Origin of the sequence: Burkholderia sp. 9775_39, assembly GCF_015712225.1 — a bacterium.
Lineage (GTDB): Bacteria > Pseudomonadota > Gammaproteobacteria > Burkholderiales > Burkholderiaceae > Burkholderia > Burkholderia cenocepacia.
In genome coordinates, this window is record NZ_JACCQC010000029.1 from 65,047 (window position 1) to 81,935 (window position 16,889).

Genomic DNA, 16,889 nt, shown 5'->3' on the forward strand with positions numbered 1-16,889 from the left:
ACGATTGCCACGCCAATCCGACTATCTTGATATTTTGGATAACGACATACTCCGCCGACTGCAAATATCGACGGTATTGTTAATCGCAATCTGCGCGAATCTTATCTCACGCATCATCTCAAAAAAATCCCTGACAGAATTGCCAGGTTGAATCGGCACGCGCCCCGTAATCAAATCTCTTTCAACTACTTATAGGGGTTATGTTATCGCAGGGATTTGACCTGTTCGACCGCCGTATCGTCGACGCTCCGCGCCCTCGGGCGGCGCGACAGCAGCCAGCGCGCCGCGCCATCGAGCGACGTGCACAGCACCAGATAGATCAGCGCGACGAACAGGAAGATCGGCGCCGGATACACCATCAGCCGGTTGTTCACCTGCGTCGCGACGAACGACAGTTCCGGCACGCCAACGATATACGCGAGCGACGTGTCCTTCACGAGCGCGACCCACTGGTTGACGAACGACGGCGTCATGATCCGGATCGCCTGCGGCAGCAGCACGTAGCGCACCGTCTGCCAGCGCGTGAGCCCGAGCGACAGCCCGGCCTGCCATTGCCCGTCGCCCGCCGCGACGATCCCCGCATGCACCGCATGCGCGAGATACGCGCCACCGATCAGCGCCAGCGCGCACACGACCGTCGCGAGCCCCGGCACGTCCATGTGCAGCAGCACGGGCATCAAGAAATACGTCCAGAAGATCAGCATCAGCACCGGAATCGCGCGGAAGAAGCCGATGACCGCGAGCAGCAGCATGCGCGCCGGGCCGCGCGCGAGCGCCATCGCGACACCGAGCGCCACGCCGAGCACGGCCGACGCGACCGCGGACGCGAGCGCCAGCACCAGGGAAAGCGCGGCGCCGCCGAGCGGGCCGTCCGGAAACGCGCCGACCAACAGGTACGGCAGATTCGAGAGCAACAGCGAAAGATCCATCGTCAGCGTCCCGCTCCGAGCCGGTCGCGCCATTGCGTGGCCGCATACGCGCCGGCCTCGATCGCGGCCACCGCCGCGACGTACAGCACGGTCGCGACACCGAACGCGGCGAAGGTCTGGAACGTCTCCGTCTCGACCTGCCGCGACGCATACGACAGCTCGGCCACGCCGATCGCCATCGCGAGCGACGAGTTCTTCACGAGATTCATGTATTGGCCGAACAGCGGCGGCAGCGCGATGCGCACGGCCTGCGGCAGCACCACGTAGCGCAGCGACTGCATCGGCGTGAGGCCGAGCGCGGCCGCCGCGTCGTGTTGCGCGCGCCGCACGCCGCGCAAACCGGCTTCGCATTCCTCGGCGACGAAGGCAGCCGTATAGGCGCTCAACCCGACCCAGCCCGCCACGAATTCGAACGACGGCCACGCGAGCGTGACCGGGCCCACGCTCACCGCATGGCGCGCATTGAGCCACGCGATCCACGTATCGGGCAGCAACGACGCGACGCCGAAATACCAGAACAGCAACTGCACGAGCAGCGGCGTGTTGCGGAACGCGACGACGTACGCGGCAGCGACCGTGCGCGGCGCCCTGCCGCGCGCATGCCGCATCACGGCGAGCAGCAACCCGCCGACGGTCGCGGCGACGGCCGACGCGGCCGCGAGGCCGAGTGTCAGCAGGAAACCCTGCCAGAGCCAGGACAGATATTTGGGAGCCAACCCGAGCATGCTGGGGAGCGCGCACGACGCGCGCGGTCGGATGAAAACGAAAAGCGCCGCGCGGCCGAGGTTCCGGCCAAACGCGGCGCGCGTGCGGCAGCGGTCAGGTCTTGTCGCCGATCCGGAAAATGCGCGTGAGCGGCGTTTTCGTCGTCGGCCCGAACCATGCGTCGTAGATCTGCGTCGCGCGGCCGTTCGCCTCGAGCCCCTTCAGCGTGTCGTTGACGAAGCCGAGCAGGCGCGTCTCGCCCTTCGGCACGCCGACGCCCATGTAGTCGTTCGAGATCGTGAACGCCGGGATCTCGTAGTTCTGCTTGTCGGGCACGTTCGCGAGCAGGCCGATCAGCTTCGGGCCGTCCTGCGTGATGGCCTGCACGTTGCCGGCGCGCAACGCGGCGAACGCGAACGGCGTGTCGTCGTACGCGACGATCGTCGCCTTCGGGAATTTCTCGCGCAGCGTGATTTCGTTGGTCGTGCCCTTGTCGGCGCCGACGCGCAGGCCGTTCAATTGGTCGGCCGATTTCAGCACGCCCTTCTTCGCGAGAAATTGCTGGCCCGACGAGAAATACGGGATGCTGAAGTCGACCTGCTTCGCACGCTCGTCGGTGATCGTGAAGTTCGCGAGCACGAGGTCGACCTTGCCGGACGTCAGGAACGGGATGCGGTTCGCGGGGTTGGTCGGTTGCAGCTGCAGCTTCACGCCGAGCTTGTCGGCGAGCGCCTTCGCGTAATCGACGTCGAGACCGACGATGTGATTGCTTTTCGCGTCGACATAGCCGAACGGCGGATTGCTGTCGAACGTCGCGACGCGCAGCACCCCGGCCTTCTTGATGTCGTCGAGACGGTCTGCATGGGCGACGGTGCCTGCGGTAACGAGCGCGACTCCGATGAGCCACGTAGCGAGCGTGTTGATTTTCATGAGCACGACCTGATTTGTTATGGAGGCCGCCGCGGATCGCGCGGCGGCACGGTTCGAAGAACATCGCGACGGAGTGTGTCGTCGCGAAGCCGCTAACGTATCAGCGCGTGCAGTGAATCCGAACCAACAAATGGTGCTTTGCTCTGCGGGTTTCGTGATGAAGCAGACGGGCTGCGGGCACGCATTGCCGCCGCGCAAAAAAAGACGCCCGCTGCACGCAGCGGGCGCGAATCCCAGTCAAGGAGGTGTCACACGAACTACGCAGTCAGATTAAGGAAATCGGCCGCCACGGACAACGAATCGATTTCCATATCGATATGACGCGGCGCGTTCATGCCGGCACCTGGCCTGTCGAACCGCGGGTGCCGTCACATGCGCGATTGCACGTCGCAAAAAAAACGTCCCGCCAACCGGCGGGACGTTCGTCATGATGCGAGTACGCGCGACGCGCGGCCGATCACGGCTCGTGACGCAGGTACCCTTCCTTGCTCGGATCGCGCATCCGCCACGACACGATCAGCGAGATCGCGCACAGCGCGGTCACGTACCAGTAGAACGTTTCCTCGCTGCCAATCGACTTGAACCACAGCGCGACGTACTCGGCCGAGCCGCCGAAGATCGCGTTCGCCACCGCATACGACAGGCCGACGCCCATCGCGCGCACCTCCGGCGGGAACATCTCGGCCTTGATCAGGCCGCTGATCGACGTGTAGAAGCTGACGATCGCCAGCGCCACCGTGATCAGCACGAACGCGGCCACCGGGCTCGTCACACCCTTCAGCGCATGCATCAGCGGCACCGTGCCGATCACCGCGAACGCACCGAACAGGATCATCGACGTGCGGCGGCCGATCTTGTCCGACAGCGCGCCGAACACCGGCTGCATCAGCATGTAGACGAGCAGCGCGACGGTCATCACGTTGCTGGCCGTCTTCGCGTGCATGCCGGCCGTGTTCACGAGGTACTTCTGCATGTACGTCGTGAACGTGTAGAAGATCAGCGAGCCGCCGGCCGTGAAGCCGACCACCGTGAAGAACGCCCCCTTGTGCTGCCACACGCCGCGGATCGTGCCCGCGTCCTTCTTGTCGCGCGATGCGCTCGTCGACGTCTCGTCGAGCGACTTGCGCAGGTACAGCGAGATCAGCGCGGCCGCCGCGCCGACCACGAACGGAATGCGCCAGCCCCACGCTTTCAGCTCGCCGGCCGACAGCGTCTGCTGCAGGATCACGAGCACCAGCAGCGCGCACAGCTGGCCGCCGATCAGCGTCACGTACTGGAACGACGCGAAGAAGCCGCGACGGCCCTTCAGCGCCACTTCACTCATGTAGGTCGCGCTCGTCCCGTACTCGCCGCCCACCGACAGGCCCTGGAACAGGCGCGCGACCAGCAGCAGCGCCGGCGCGAGCGCGCCGATCTGCGCATAGGTCGGCAGCACCGCGATCACGAGCGACCCGCCGCACATCATCAGCACCGAGATCATCATCGCCGCGCGACGGCCATGACGGTCGGCGATGCGGCCGAACAGCCAGCCGCCGATCGGACGCATCAGGAAGCCGGCCGCGAACACGCCGGCGGTGTTCAGCAGCTGCGTCGTCGTGTTGCCGCTCGGGAAGAACGCCGGCGCGAAGTACAGCGCGCAGAACGAGTAGATGTAGAAGTCGAACCATTCGACGAGGTTGCCCGATGAGGCGCCGACGATGGCGAACACGCGTCGCCGGGTGTCATGCGCGGACAGCGCAGCTTGGTCGGTCTGGACGTCCATGGGTTGGTCTGTTCCTTTTAGTGCTTTCTGGGCGAGACGGCCGGGGCCGCCGCGTGCGGTCGCACGTGGCACCGGTTCCGGCGCACGGCGCTACGGGATTTTAGCGAAATGTAAAGTAACAAGCGCTCCGGGTTCGTCCGGATGTAGAAAATTTTTCTCCTGCCACGTGTTCGTCATATGAAAACGCCAGCCCGCAGGCTGGCGTCCGATGCAAACATTGTCGACGCGACGATCACACGCGCACTTCCGGCGGCACGTAGCGGCACTCGTAGCGCTTGCGCACGGTGCCGGCCTCGTCGACGCTCTCCAGGTACACGTCGAACTGCCAGAGCCGCGCCATGTGCTTGAGCACTTCGTCGCTGTCGTTCGACAGATGGCGGTTGTCGGTCATGAAGTGGCGCAGCGTGAGGCTGCGGTCGCCGCGCGTGTTGACGGCCCACACCTGGATGTTCGGCTCGCGGTGATGGATGTCGTACTGCCGAGACAACGCCTGCCGCACGTACTGGTAGCCGGAATCGTCGTGGATCGCCGATACCTCGAGCGAATCGCGCATGTCGTCGTCGAGCACCGAGAAGAGCCGCATCTCGCGGATCAGGTTCGGCGACAGGTACTGCGCGATGAAGCTCTCGTCCTTGAAGTTGCGCATCGCGTAGTGCATCGCCGGCAGCCACGGCGTGCCCGCGATCTCCGGAAACCACTTGTAGTCTTCCTCCGTCGGCGCTTCGCAGATCCGGCGGATGTCGCTCATCATCGAGAAACCGAGCGCATACGGGTTGATCCCGCTGTAGTACGGCTTCGTGACGGGCGGCTGGTAGACCACGTTGCTGTGCGAGTGCAGGAACTCCATCATGAAGCCGTCTTCCAGCTTCCCCTGGTTGTACAGCGTATTGAGCAGCGTGTAGTGCCAGAACGTCGCCCAGCCTTCGTTCATCACCTGCGTCTGTCGTTGCGGATAGAAATACTGGCCGATCTTGCGCACGATGCGGATCACTTCCCGCTCCCACGGTTCGAGCAGCGGCGCATTCTTCTCCGCGAAATACAGCAGGTTCTCCTGCGGCTCGGGCGGATAGCGGTCCTCCTGCTCCTCCGTGAGCTCGGGCTTCTTGCCCGGCAGCGTGCGCCACAGTTCGTTCACCTGCGACTGCAGGTACGCCTCGCGCTCGCGCCGCAGCGCCGCTTCCTTCGACAGCGACGGTTTCTGCGGCCGCTTGTAGCGGTCGACGCCGTAATTCATCAGCGCATGGCACGAGTCGAGCAGTTCCTCGACGCGATCGAGGCCGTAGCGCTCCTCGCATTCCGCGACGTAGTTCTTCGCGTACACGAGGTAGTCGATGATCGCGTGCGCGTCGGTCCACAGGCGGAACAGGTAATTGCCCTTGAAGAACGAGTTGTGCCCGTACGCCGCGTGCGCGATGACGAGCGCCTGCATCGTCATCGTGTTCTCTTCCATCAGATATGCGATGCACGGGTTCGAATTGATGACGATTTCGTAGGCGAGGCCCATCTGGCCGCGACGATAGCTCTTCTCGGTCGCGAGAAAGTGCTTGCCGAACGACCAGTGACGGTAGTTGACGGGCATCCCGACCGACGCATACGCATCCATCATCTGCTCGGCGCTGATCAGTTCGAGCTGGATCGGGTAGATGTCGAGCTCGTATTGTTCGGCGACCTGCGAGATGTGCGTGTCGTATTCCTCGAGCAATTCGAACGTCCAGTCGGACGGACACGGCAGCGGCTTGCGTTCGGCAACGTTCATACGCGCTTCCTTTTGCCCGGAACCGGGCAAGTCGGCGGCCGGCGGCGACGGTTCGGCCTGCCCGTGTTGTTGCGGTGCGGCAGGACCGGTCGTGTCGTCGCCGGAAGGGCGCGGCTCGTAGCCGCGCGACTCGTTGTGCAGATGGCGGGTCGTCATGACATTTCCACCTGCTTTTCGAACAATTCGCGAAACACCGGGTAAATGTCCGCAGCCGATTCCACTTTTTTCATCGCGAGATGCGGTTGCGACAGGGCCAGTTGCGCGTATTCCAGCCACAGATTCTGCTCTTCCGGCGCGACCTGGATATACGCGAAGTAACGCGTCTGAGTGAGGATATCCTCTTCCAGGATTTTGCGACACTTGGGCGAATCGTCAGTCCAGTTGTCGCCGTCGGACGCCTGCGCGCCGTAGATGTTCCACTCGGTCGGCGAGTAGCGCTCGCTCATCACCTTGCGCATCAGTTCCAGCGCGCTCGACACGACGGTGCCGCCGCTTTCGGTCGAATGGAAGAAGGTGTCCTCGTCGACTTCCTCGGCGCGCGTGTGGTGGCGAATGAACACCACCTCGATGCGCTCGTAGTTGCGCTTGAGGAACAGGTACAGCAGGATGAAGAAGCGCTTCGCGAGATCCTTGCGCTGCTCGTCCATCGAGCCGGATACGTCCATCAGGCAGAACATCACGGCCTGGCTCGACGGTTGCGGCTGCTTCACGCGATTGATGTAGCGCAGGTCGAACGGATCGATGAACGGAATCCGCCAGATGCGCCCTTTCAGATGATGGATCTCGGCCTCGAGCGTCGCGATTTCGGCGCGGCGGTCTTCGGGGTCGTTCTTCAGCGCTTCGAGTTGCGCCTCGAGCTCGCGCAGCTCGTTGACGAGCGGCGAGCCGAGCGCGATGCGCCGGCCGAGCGCGCTGCGCAGCGAACGCACGACGTCGATGTTGTTCGGCGTGCCTTCCGCCGACCAGCCCGCGCGCACGTTCTTCCAGCTCGGCACCGTCAGCAGGTGCGTCTTCACGAGGCGCGGCAGTTCGAGGTCGTCGAAGAAGTACTGCATGAACTCGTCGCGCGACAGCTCGAACACGAAGTCGTCCTGCCCTTCGCCCTCGTTGCTCGCCTGACTGCCTCCGCCACCCGAGCCGCCCTGCGGACGCGGGATCTTGTCGCCGCGCACGTAGTCCTCGTTGCCGGGGTGCACGTACTCGCGACGCCCGCCCGGCGCGTGCCGGAAATTCGGCTCCGCGATGTCCTTGCGCGGGATCGTGATGCTCTGCGTGCTCTGGATATCCTTGATGCTACGGTCGCGCACCGCGTCGGACACGGCACGACGAATGTAGTTCTTGACGCGACGCAGAAAGCGTTCGCGATTGGCGATGCTCTTGTTCTTGCCGGCCAGCCTGCGGTCGATGATTTGATGAAGCACTCCCGGTCTCCCGCTCGAAAGTCGATACGCCGGGACGCTCGCCGCACATGCCGTCTGCCGTCATGCGGGCGGCGTCTCTGAAAGCGCCCGTACGGACTCGCCGTACGGGCACGGTACCGCGCGCGTCATGACGACTTGCGCACGCGCAGGTACCAGTCGCAAAGCAGCCTCACCTGCTTCGGTGTATAGCCCTTCGCGACCATCCGGTTCACAAAGTCCTCATGCTTGCGCTGCTCCTCCGCCGAACCCTTGGCGTTGAATGAAATCACCGGCAACAGTTCCTCGGTGTTCGAGAACATCTTCTTCTCGATCACGACGCGCAACTTTTCGTAGCTCGTCCACACGGGGTTCTTGCCGGCGTTCGCCGCCCGCGCGCGCAACACGAAGTTCACGATCTCGTTGCGGAAATCCTTCGGATTGCTGATCCCGGCCGGCTTCTCGATCTTCTCCAGCTCCGCGTTCAGCGCGGCGCGGTCGAAGCTCTCGCCGGTATCGTGATCGCGGAATTCCTGATCCTGAATCCAGAAGTCCGCATACGTGACGTAGCGATCGAAGATGTTCTGGCCGTATTCCGAATACGACTCGAGATACGCGGTCTGGATCTCCTTGCCGATGAACTCCGCGTAGCGCGACGCGAGCACGTCCTTCACGAACGACAGGTACTTCTGCTCCGTTTCCGGCGGGAACTGCTCGCGCTCGATCTGCTGTTCGAGCACGTACATCAGGTGCACGGGGTTCGCCGCGACCTCACTCGTATCGAAGTTGAACACGCGCGACAGGATCTTGAACGCGAAGCGGGTCGACACGCCGGTCATCCCTTCGTCCACGCCCGCGTAATCGCGATACTCCTGGTACGACTTCGCCTTCGGATCGGTGTCCTTCAGGTTTTCGCCGTCGTACACCTGCATCTTCGAGAACAGGCTCGAATTCTCCGGCTCGTGCAGCCGCGACAGCACCGAGAACTGCGACATCATCTTCAGCGTGCCCGGTGCGCACACGGCCTCGGCGAGCGACGAGTTGCGGATCAGCTTCTCGTAGATCTTGATCTCTTCCGACACGCGCAGGCAGTACGGCACCTTCACGACGAAGATCCGGTCGAGCAGCGCCTCGTTGTTGCGGTTGTTGCGGAACGCCTTCCATTCCGACTCGTTCGAGTGCGCGAGAATCACGCCGTCGAACGGAATCGCGCCGAAACCTTCGGTACCCTTGAAGTTGCCTTCCTGCGTGGCGGTCAGCAGCGGGTGCAGCACCTTGATCGGCGCCTTGAACATTTCGACGAATTCGAGCAGGCCCTGGTTCGCGAGACACAGGCCGCCCGAGTAGCTGTAGGCGTCGGCATCGTCCTGCGCATACTGTTCGAGCTTGCGGATATCGACCTTGCCGACCAGCGACGAGATGTCCTGATTGTTCTCGTCGCCCGGCTCGGTCTTCGCGATGCCGACCTGCCGCAGGATCGACGGATAGCGGCGCACCACGCGGAACTGGCGGATGTCGCCGTTGTATTCGTGCAGGCGCTTGACGGCCCACGGACTCAGGATGCTTTTCAGGTAGCGGCGCGGAATGCCGTACTGTTCCTCGAGGATCGGACCATCCTCGTCGTAGTCGAACAGCCCGAGCGGCGATTCGTTGACGGGCGAGCCCTTCAGCGAATAGAACGGCACGCGCTCCATCAGTTGCTTCAGGCGCTCGGCGATCGACGACTTGCCGCCGCCCACCGGGCCCAGCAGATAGAGGATCTGCTTCTTCTCTTCAAGGCCTTGCGCAGCGTGGCGGAAATACGCGACCACCTGCTCGATCACCTCCTCCATTCCGTAGAACTCACGGAATGCCGGATACACCTTGATGACCTTGTTCGCGAAGATCCGCGACAAGCGCGGGTCGTTGCGGGTATCGATCTGTTCAGGTTCCCCGATTGCTTCCAGCATGCGTTCACCAGCCGTCGCGTACGCGGATGGATCGTTCTTGCAGAGCGCGAGATACTCCTCCAGCGAGAGCTCTTCCTCTCGCGTTTTTTCGAAGCGGTTCGCGAAGCTGCTGTAAATATCCATGCTACCTCCCTCGCCTGAGTCTGAAGACGTGCCTGCCTTCGTATGACTGCGCAGAAGCAAGCGCGTTCGAATTCATCCTAAACCCTTTCTTATTTTTTTTCACGAACTCTTCGTATGAAGTTCGTCATTCTCGACAACACCGCTTGGACAACGCATTTCGCCGTTTTACAATTGATCTCCCGAGCCGCAGAAACTGCATCCGCCGCGTCTCGTCGAACATCGAAACGTCTCGTGCGTTGGACACCGCCGACGTCGCCACTTCTCCCCTTCATCCCTATACGTTCGAGCAGTCGCGTGCGATGACACGCCGCGCGCACCGTTACAAATTTTTTTCGCAGTCCCTTACGGACATACCCGTACGACGAGCGCGGGAACATGACGTGCACGCAGCGCGTTCCTGCGTCTCCGTCGACCGGCGACGCGCACTGCACGCGACGACGCACGATCGATCGTCCGCGCTGTCACATTTCGTCCGTTGCGGAAACGACGACGCCCGCTGATCGCGGGCGTCGTTCGTCACCAAATGGGGATAGATACACGGCGCGCGCCGATCAGAACGTCTCCCAGTCGTCGCCGCCGGCGGTCGCGGCAGCCTGTGCGGGCGCGGGCGCGGCCGATGCGGCGACAGGCTGGCGCGCCGGCATCGCGGCAGGCGCGCGTTTCGGCGCGGCGTCGCGTTCGACGCGCGCGGCAGCCGGTGCAGGCGCCGCGACCGGCGCGCGCGGCGCATGACGCGCCGCAACCGCGACGGCGGTGCCCGCGCGCGCCGTTTCGTCGTCGAGCTGGAATACCGCCGCCGTTTCGCGCAGGCGCGCCGCCTGTTCGTCGAGCGATTGCGCGGCAGCCGCGGCTTCCTCGACGAGCGCGGCGTTCTGCTGCGTGACCTCGTCCATTTGCGCGACCGCACGCGCCACCTGGTCGATCCCGCCGCTCTGCTCCTCGGACGCCGCCGCGATCTCGCCCATGATGTCCGTCACGCGCTGGACCGCGCCGATCACGTCGCTCATCGTGCGCCCTGCTTCGTCGACCAGCGTCGAGCCGGTCCGGATACGTTCCACCGACGCGTCGATCAGCGCCTTGATTTCCTTCGCCGCACTCGACGAACGCTGCGCGAGGCTGCGCACTTCGCCCGCGACGACCGCGAAGCCGCGGCCTTCCTCGCCCGCCCGCGCGGCTTCGACGGCCGCATTCAGCGCAAGAATGTTGGTCTGGAACGCGATTCCCTCGATGATCGCGATGATGTCCGCGATTTTCGCCGAGCTGTCGTTGATTTCGCCCATCGTGCCGACCACCTGGCCGACCACCGTATTGCCCTTGTTTGCAATCTCGGACGCGTTCGCGGCCAGCGAGCTTGCCTGGCGCGCATTGTCCGCATTCTGCTTCACGGTGCCGGTCAGTTGCTCCATGCTCGACGCGGTTTCCTGCAGCGCCGCCGCCTGCTCCTCGGTACGCGACGACAGGTCGATGTTGCCGGCCGCGATCTGGCGGGCCGCGGTCGCGATCGACTCGCTGCCGCCGCGCACGGTGCGCACCGTGTCGACGAGCCCGCGCTGCATCCGCGCGAGGCCTTCCAGCAACTGGCCCATCTCGTCGCGCCGGTCGACGACGATCGGCCGGCGCAGGTCGCCCGCGGAGATCGCGTCGAAATGCGCCAGCGCGTCGGCGATCGGGCGTCCGATCGCGCGGCTCAGCGTCAGCCACGACAGCACCGCGGCGCCGATGCCGGCCACCAGCACGACGATCGACAGCACGCGCATCGTCTCGAATACCGATTCCGCCCGGTCGAAGCGCGCCTGCGCATCGGTGAACTGGAAGGTGCGCAGCGCTTCGCCGGCCACGGCCAGCTCGTTATAGCGCGCCTGGAGCTGCTTCGCGCCCTCGCCGATCCGGTCGTGATCGCCGGCCGCGACCGCACTCCCGAACGCGTCGCAGCTGTCCTGCAGCACCTTGCGCCGGGCGGCGACCTCCTGGGCGAGCCGGTCCTCGTCCGCGCCGCGCGGCAGCGCCAGGTATTTCTGCCACCACGCGTCGGACTGCACGCGCATCGCGCGGCTGCGCTCGACGGCCGCCGCCGAGTCGGGCGTGCCGGCCAGCAGCGCCGCCCGGTCGAGTGCGAGACGCTCGCGCGCGGCGAACATTTCCGAGACCGCCACGTTGACCGCGCTCGGCATCTGGTTCGTGAAAATTTCGCGCGTCGAATCGTTCGAACGCGTCATCCCGTACAGACCGAGCACGCCGGTGATACCCAGCAGTACCGCCAGAAACGCCATCGTCAAACCGATGCGCGCACGAATCGTCAGGTTCCTGAACACCATCATCCATCCTGTGTTGCGTCGTCATGAACGGGCCCGGCCCGTTGGCTCGAAGCATTGCTTCACTCGGTGCATTTACGACCGTGCGGCGCATAACTTGATGGTTTTCGCGTCATTATTTCGAATTATTCGTCTGTTTATTACAGACGACTGAATAATTGACGCAATTCGGGGCGGGATGGTGAAGCGGGCAGGAAGGGCGCGCCGGCAAGCGAACGCGTTGCCGGCGGCGCGAGCGGCCGTCTCGCGCGACGAACCGGCCGCGTGTCGGAATTTAGAACCGCGGATCCGACCCTAGTCGGCCAGTTCGGCGCGGGTCGGAATCGACGGCTGCGCGCCCGCGCGCGTGACCGACAGCGCCGCCGCGCGTTGCGCGAAGCGGATGGCCGCGTCGACGTCCGCGCCGGCCGCGAGCCGCGCGGAAAAGCCGCCGATGAAGGTGTCGCCGGCCGCCGTCGTGTCGACGGCCTGCACGACCGGCGCCGGATAATGCCGCGCGGCGCCGTCAGCCGTCAGCGCGAGCACGCCGCGCGCGCCGAGCGTGACCAGCACGTTGCGCGCGCCGCCGGCTTGCAGCGCCCGCGCGGCGGCCTCGGCCTCCGCCGGATCGCGCACCGGCAGCCCGGTCAGCGCGGCCGCCTCGACCTCGTTCGGGATCAGGTAGTCGACGAGCGGCAGCCAGCCCTCCGGCAGCGGTGCGACGGCCGGAGCCGGATTGAGCACCACCGTGCGGCCGAGCCGGCGCCCGGCCGACAGTGCCGCGAACACCGCGTCCGGCGGCGTCTCGAGCTGGCAGATCAGCACGTCGGCCGCCGCCAGCGCGGCTTCGTGCCGCGCGATCGTGTCGGTCGTGACCTCGCCGTTGCCGCCCGCGACGATCACGATCGCGTTCTGGCTCGCATCGTCGACGACGATCAGCGCGACGCCGGTCGACGCCGACGCGCTGGTCGCGAGCCCCGTGCAGTCGATTCCCTCGGCCTCCAGGCCCGCGCGCAGTGCCGCGCCGTGCGCATCCGCGCCGACGCAGCCGATCATCGTGACCTGCGCGCCCAGCCGGGCCGCGGCGACGGCCTGGTTGCCGCCCTTGCCGCCCGCCGCCTGCGCGAACGCATGCCCGGCGAGCGTTTCGCCCGGCAGCGGCAGCCGCGGCGCCCGCACGACGAGATCCATGTTGAGGCTGCCGACCACCGTCACGCGGCCGGCGCCCGGTGCGTTCGCCGTCATGCGCGACCGACCGGTGCGGCCGGCTCGCGGTAGACCGCCGTCGATTCGCGCAGCACGAGGCGCGGCGACACGACGCGACGGCGGCTCGGCACGGCGGTCGAACCGCCGCCGATCCGTTCGATCAGCGTCTGCGCGGCCATTTCGCCGAGCGCGCGCACCGACTGGCCGACCGTCGACAGCGCCGGATACGTGTAGCGGGAAAATTCGATGTCGTCGAACCCGATGATCGAACAGTCGTCGGGCACGCGCATCCCGCGCTCGGCCGCCGCGCGCAGCGCGCCGACGCCCATCAGGTCGTTGCCCGCGAAGATCGCGCTCGGCCGCACCGATTCGAACAGCCGCGATGCCGCGTGATAGCCGCCCAGGCACGAGAAATCGCTTTCGGCGATCGCGCCCGGCACGATGTCGACCCCGCGCTCGGCCATCGCACGGATGAAGCCGTGCACGCGCATCGCGCTGACGGCGGTGTCGGTCGGCCCGGTGATGCAGCCGATCTTCGCGTGCCCGAGTTCGAGCAGGTGGCGCGTGGCCAGGTACGCGCCGCGTTCGTGGTCGATCTGCACGAGATCGGCCGCGAGCCCCTCGATGTTGCGGTCGACGACGACGAGCGGCGCGTGCGTGTCGGCGAGCGTCTGCGCGAGCACCGCGTCCTCGCCCGCCGACGCGACGATCAGCCCGTCGATGCGCTTTTCCTGCAGCACGCGCAGGTAGTTGCGCTGCTTCACGGGATCGTCGTCCGAATTGCAGAAGAACACGCAATAGCCGTTGGCCGCGCACTGATCCTCGATACCGCGCGCAAGCTCGGCGAAGTACGGATTCGTGCTGTTCGGCACGACGAGGCCGATCGTCGCCGTCGCCCGCGCCTTCAGCGAGCGCGCCACGGCCGACGGCACGTAATTCAGCTCGCGGATCGCGCCCTCGACCTTCGCACGCACATCCGCGGACACCGGCCGCGAATTGTTCACCACGTGCGAGACGGTCGTAAACGACACGCCCGCCATGGCCGCCACATCCTTGATCGTCGCCATTTCCCGTTTCTCTCTGGTCTGTTCTGTCTGTCTTCTACCGCACGCGTGCGCGCCGGCTGCGATACGTATCGAGCACGACCGCCACCACGATCACCGCGCCCGTGATGATCCGTTTGGTCGGCTCGTTCGCACCGATCTGCGCCAGCCCAGCGGCCAGCACGGAGATGATCAACACGCCGAAGAACGTGCTGATCACCGAGCCGCGCCCGCCCATCAGGCTCGTGCCGCCGATCACGACGGCGGCGATCACCTGCAGCTCGAGGCCCGCGCCCGCGTTCGGATCGGCCGCCTCGAGCCGCGAAATCTGGAACAGCGACGCGAGCCCCGCGAGCGCGCCCATCAGTGCGAATACGAGAATTTTATACGGCCGCGGGTTAACCCCCGCAAGTCGCACCGCTTCCTCGTTCGTGCCGATCCCGACCAGATAGCGTCCGAACACGGTGCGCGTGAGCACGAACTGGGCCGCGATCATCACCGCGACCGCGATCAGGAATGCCGGCGAAATGCCCAGCGCGATCGGGTTCGACAGGAAATCGAACGCATCGCCGATATACGCGGTGCGCGAATTCGTCAGCTGGTACGCGAGGCCGCGCGCGGCCTCCAGCACGCCGAGCGACACGATGAACGACGGAATCCGCCAGCCGACCGTGACCGCGCCGGTCAGCGCGCCCGTCGCGGTCGCGACCGCGATCCCGATCAGCGCGGCCGGCAGCGGCCCCCACTGCCATTTCAGCGCGGCGACGCTGACCATCGACGCGGCCAGCGCGAGCACCGAGCCGACCGACAGGTCGATCCCGGCGATGATCAGCACGAAGGTCATTCCGACCGACATCACGACGAGATCGGGAATCTGGTTCGCGATCGTGCTGAACGTGTCGTAGGTCAGGAAATGCGAACTCAGCACGGAGAACAGCGCGATCATCGCGGCCAGCGCGCCGGCCAGCCCGAGATAGTTCGACAGGCCGAGCCGCGTGCCGGACAGCGTGCGCGCGCGGCGCCCCGTCACGTCCTGCTGCGCGCCTGCGTCGGTCGGGGATACGGGAGGCTGGGTCATTGCTGTGGTCCTGTCGTCGAAGTGCCCGGAGCGGCGCCGTGCGCCTGCCCCGCGTCCGGATGCTGCATGGCCGCCGCCGGCGTCTCGCGGCCGAAGCCGGCGAACGCCGCGGCCAGCAGCGCATCCTGGGTCCAGTTGCCGCGCTCGAACACGGCGGTCATGCGGCCGGCCGACATCACGCCGATCCGGTCGCAGATCAGCATCAGCTCGCGCAGGTCGCTCGATACGACCACGAGCGCGCGGCCTTCGCGCGCGAGCGCGCCCATCAAAGTGTAGATCTCGAATTTGGCGCCGACGTCGATCCCGCGAGTCGGCTCGTCGAACAGCAGCACGCCCATGTCGCGCGCGAGCCAGCGGCCGATCACGACCTTCTGCTGGTTGCCGCCCGACAGCTCGCCGACCGGCTGCGCCGCCCCGTGCGTGCGGATTCGCAGCGCGTCGATCTGCTGCTCGGCCAGCGCCGTTTCGCGCCCCGAATCGACGATGCCGCCACGCGCGAGCCGGTCGAGCTGGCCGAGCGACACGTTCGCGGTGATCGACTGCGACAGCAGCAGACCTTCGCCCTTGCGATCCTCGGTGATCAGCGCGATGCCGTGCTTCACCGCGTCGACGGGCGACGCGATCCGCGCCGGCTTCAGCGGCTGGCCGACGGCGATCGTGCCGGCATCCGGCGTATCGGCGCCGTAGATCAGTCGCAGCAGCTCGGTGCGCCCCGCGCCGATCAGCCCCGAGATGCCGAAGATCTCGCCCGCGCGCACCTCGAGCGACACGTCGCGCACGGCCGTCCCGCGCGTGAGGCCCGATACGGCGAGCCGCGGCGCGCCGAAACGACGTTCGCCGAGATCGATGTGTTCGCCGATCTCGCGCCCGACCATCAGCGTGACGAGCCCGTCGGACGTCGTCGCCGCCATGTCGCCCGTATGCACGAGCCGGCCGTCGCGCAGCACCGCGACGCGCTCGGCGACGCGCGCGAGCTCTTCGAGCCGGTGCGAGATGTAGACGATCGCGACGCCGCGCGCCTTCAGCCGGTCGATCTGCTCGAACAGCAGCTCGACTTCGCGCGCGGTCAGCATCGCGGTCGGCTCGTCGAGGATCAGCACGCGACAGTCGCCGATCAGGTTGCGCGCAATCTCGACCATCTGCTGGTGGCCGATGCCTAGCGCGCCGACCGGCGTATCGGGATCGACCGCGTCGAGCCCGACCTGCGCCATCGCGGCGCGGGCGTCGTCGCGCAGCCGCGCGCGGTCGATGATCCCGAAGCGCCGCGGCAGGCGGTTCAGGAACAGGTTTTCGGCGACGGTCAGCGTCGGCAGCAGGTTCAGCTCCTGCATCACCATGCGCACGCCGAGCGCCTCGGCCTGCGTGCGGCTCGCCGGCGCATAGGCCTCGCCGCCGAGTTGCATCGTGCCGGTGGTCGGGTCGACGAGCCCGCCGATGATCTTCGACAGCGTGCTCTTGCCGGCGCCGTTCTCGCCCGTCAGCGCGAGCGCCTGGCCCGCGTCGAGCGTCAGCGTGACGTCGGCGAGCACGGGTTCGGCATAGGTTTTGCCGATGCCGGATACGGACAGCACGGGATGGGCTGAACGGGAGGGTTGGAAGGTCGGTTCCATCGCGATCCTGGTTGCGGCCGCGCGCACGGGGCGCGCGGGTATGACGCTCACAAGTGCATGTGCATGCAGTGGCCGTGATCGCGCTCACACCGGATAACGGCCGCCACGCC

General features: G+C 66.0%; 12 protein-coding genes. All 12 read right to left on the reverse strand.

Annotated elements, in window-relative coordinates; all coding sequences use genetic code 11:
• Positions 1 to 203: 203 nt before the first annotated feature.
• The 12 genes from H0X90_RS29345 to H0X90_RS29400 all read right to left on the reverse strand — a co-directional run bounded on the left by H0X90_RS29345 (position 204) and on the right by H0X90_RS29400 (position 16,779).
• Entirely contained in the window at positions 204 to 929 is a 726-nt protein-coding gene (locus H0X90_RS29345; protein WP_077190460.1) for an amino acid ABC transporter permease, read from the reverse strand.
• Positions 930 to 931: 2 nt separating this feature from the next.
• The gene (locus H0X90_RS29350) at positions 932 to 1,654 is read right to left on the reverse strand and encodes an amino acid ABC transporter permease (RefSeq protein WP_006483961.1); all 723 of its coding nucleotides are present in this window, start codon (positions 1,652 to 1,654) and stop codon (positions 932 to 934) included.
• 94 nt (positions 1,655 to 1,748) lie between these two features.
• Positions 1,749 to 2,564, reverse strand: a complete 816-nt coding sequence (locus H0X90_RS29355; RefSeq protein ID WP_006499101.1) for an ABC transporter substrate-binding protein — start codon at positions 2,562 to 2,564, stop codon at positions 1,749 to 1,751.
• A gap of 457 nt (positions 2,565 to 3,021) precedes the next feature.
• Positions 3,022 to 4,326, reverse strand: coding sequence for an MFS family transporter (locus H0X90_RS29360; protein WP_006483959.1), 1,305 nt, complete (start codon positions 4,324 to 4,326; stop codon positions 3,022 to 3,024).
• A 232-nt stretch (positions 4,327 to 4,558) separates the two neighbouring features.
• The gene (locus tag H0X90_RS29365) at positions 4,559 to 6,238 is read right to left on the reverse strand and encodes a SpoVR family protein (RefSeq protein WP_077190458.1); all 1,680 of its coding nucleotides are present in this window, start codon (positions 6,236 to 6,238) and stop codon (positions 4,559 to 4,561) included.
• Positions 6,235 to 7,503: a YeaH/YhbH family protein gene (locus tag H0X90_RS29370; RefSeq protein ID WP_006483957.1), complete on the reverse strand. Its 1,269-nt coding sequence runs from the start codon at positions 7,501 to 7,503 to the stop codon at positions 6,235 to 6,237. Before H0X90_RS29370 ends, H0X90_RS29365 begins: the two co-directional genes overlap by 4 nt.
• A 125-nt stretch (positions 7,504 to 7,628) precedes the next feature.
• Entirely contained in the window at positions 7,629 to 9,551 is a 1,923-nt protein-coding gene (locus H0X90_RS29375) for a PrkA family serine protein kinase (protein ID WP_006483964.1), read from the reverse strand.
• Between the two features lie 551 nt (positions 9,552 to 10,102).
• Positions 10,103 to 11,866 (reverse strand): methyl-accepting chemotaxis protein, encoded by a 1,764-nt coding sequence (locus H0X90_RS29380; RefSeq protein WP_048986717.1) that lies wholly within the window; start codon positions 11,864 to 11,866, stop codon positions 10,103 to 10,105.
• 291 nt (positions 11,867 to 12,157) lie between these two features.
• Complete coding sequence (gene rbsK / locus H0X90_RS29385) at positions 12,158 to 13,087, reverse strand: ribokinase (RefSeq protein ID WP_034201811.1); 930 nt, start codon at positions 13,085 to 13,087, stop codon at positions 12,158 to 12,160.
• Complete coding sequence (locus tag H0X90_RS29390) at positions 13,084 to 14,115, reverse strand: LacI family DNA-binding transcriptional regulator (RefSeq protein WP_062910665.1); 1,032 nt, start codon at positions 14,113 to 14,115, stop codon at positions 13,084 to 13,086. Before H0X90_RS29390 ends, rbsK begins: the two co-directional genes overlap by 4 nt.
• A 34-nt stretch (positions 14,116 to 14,149) precedes the next feature.
• Entirely contained in the window at positions 14,150 to 15,169 is a 1,020-nt protein-coding gene (locus H0X90_RS29395) for an ABC transporter permease (protein ID WP_006484124.1), read from the reverse strand.
• Complete coding sequence (locus H0X90_RS29400) at positions 15,166 to 16,779, reverse strand: sugar ABC transporter ATP-binding protein (RefSeq protein WP_077190456.1); 1,614 nt, start codon at positions 16,777 to 16,779, stop codon at positions 15,166 to 15,168. Before H0X90_RS29400 ends, H0X90_RS29395 begins: the two co-directional genes overlap by 4 nt.
• Positions 16,780 to 16,889: the final 110 nt, after the last annotated feature.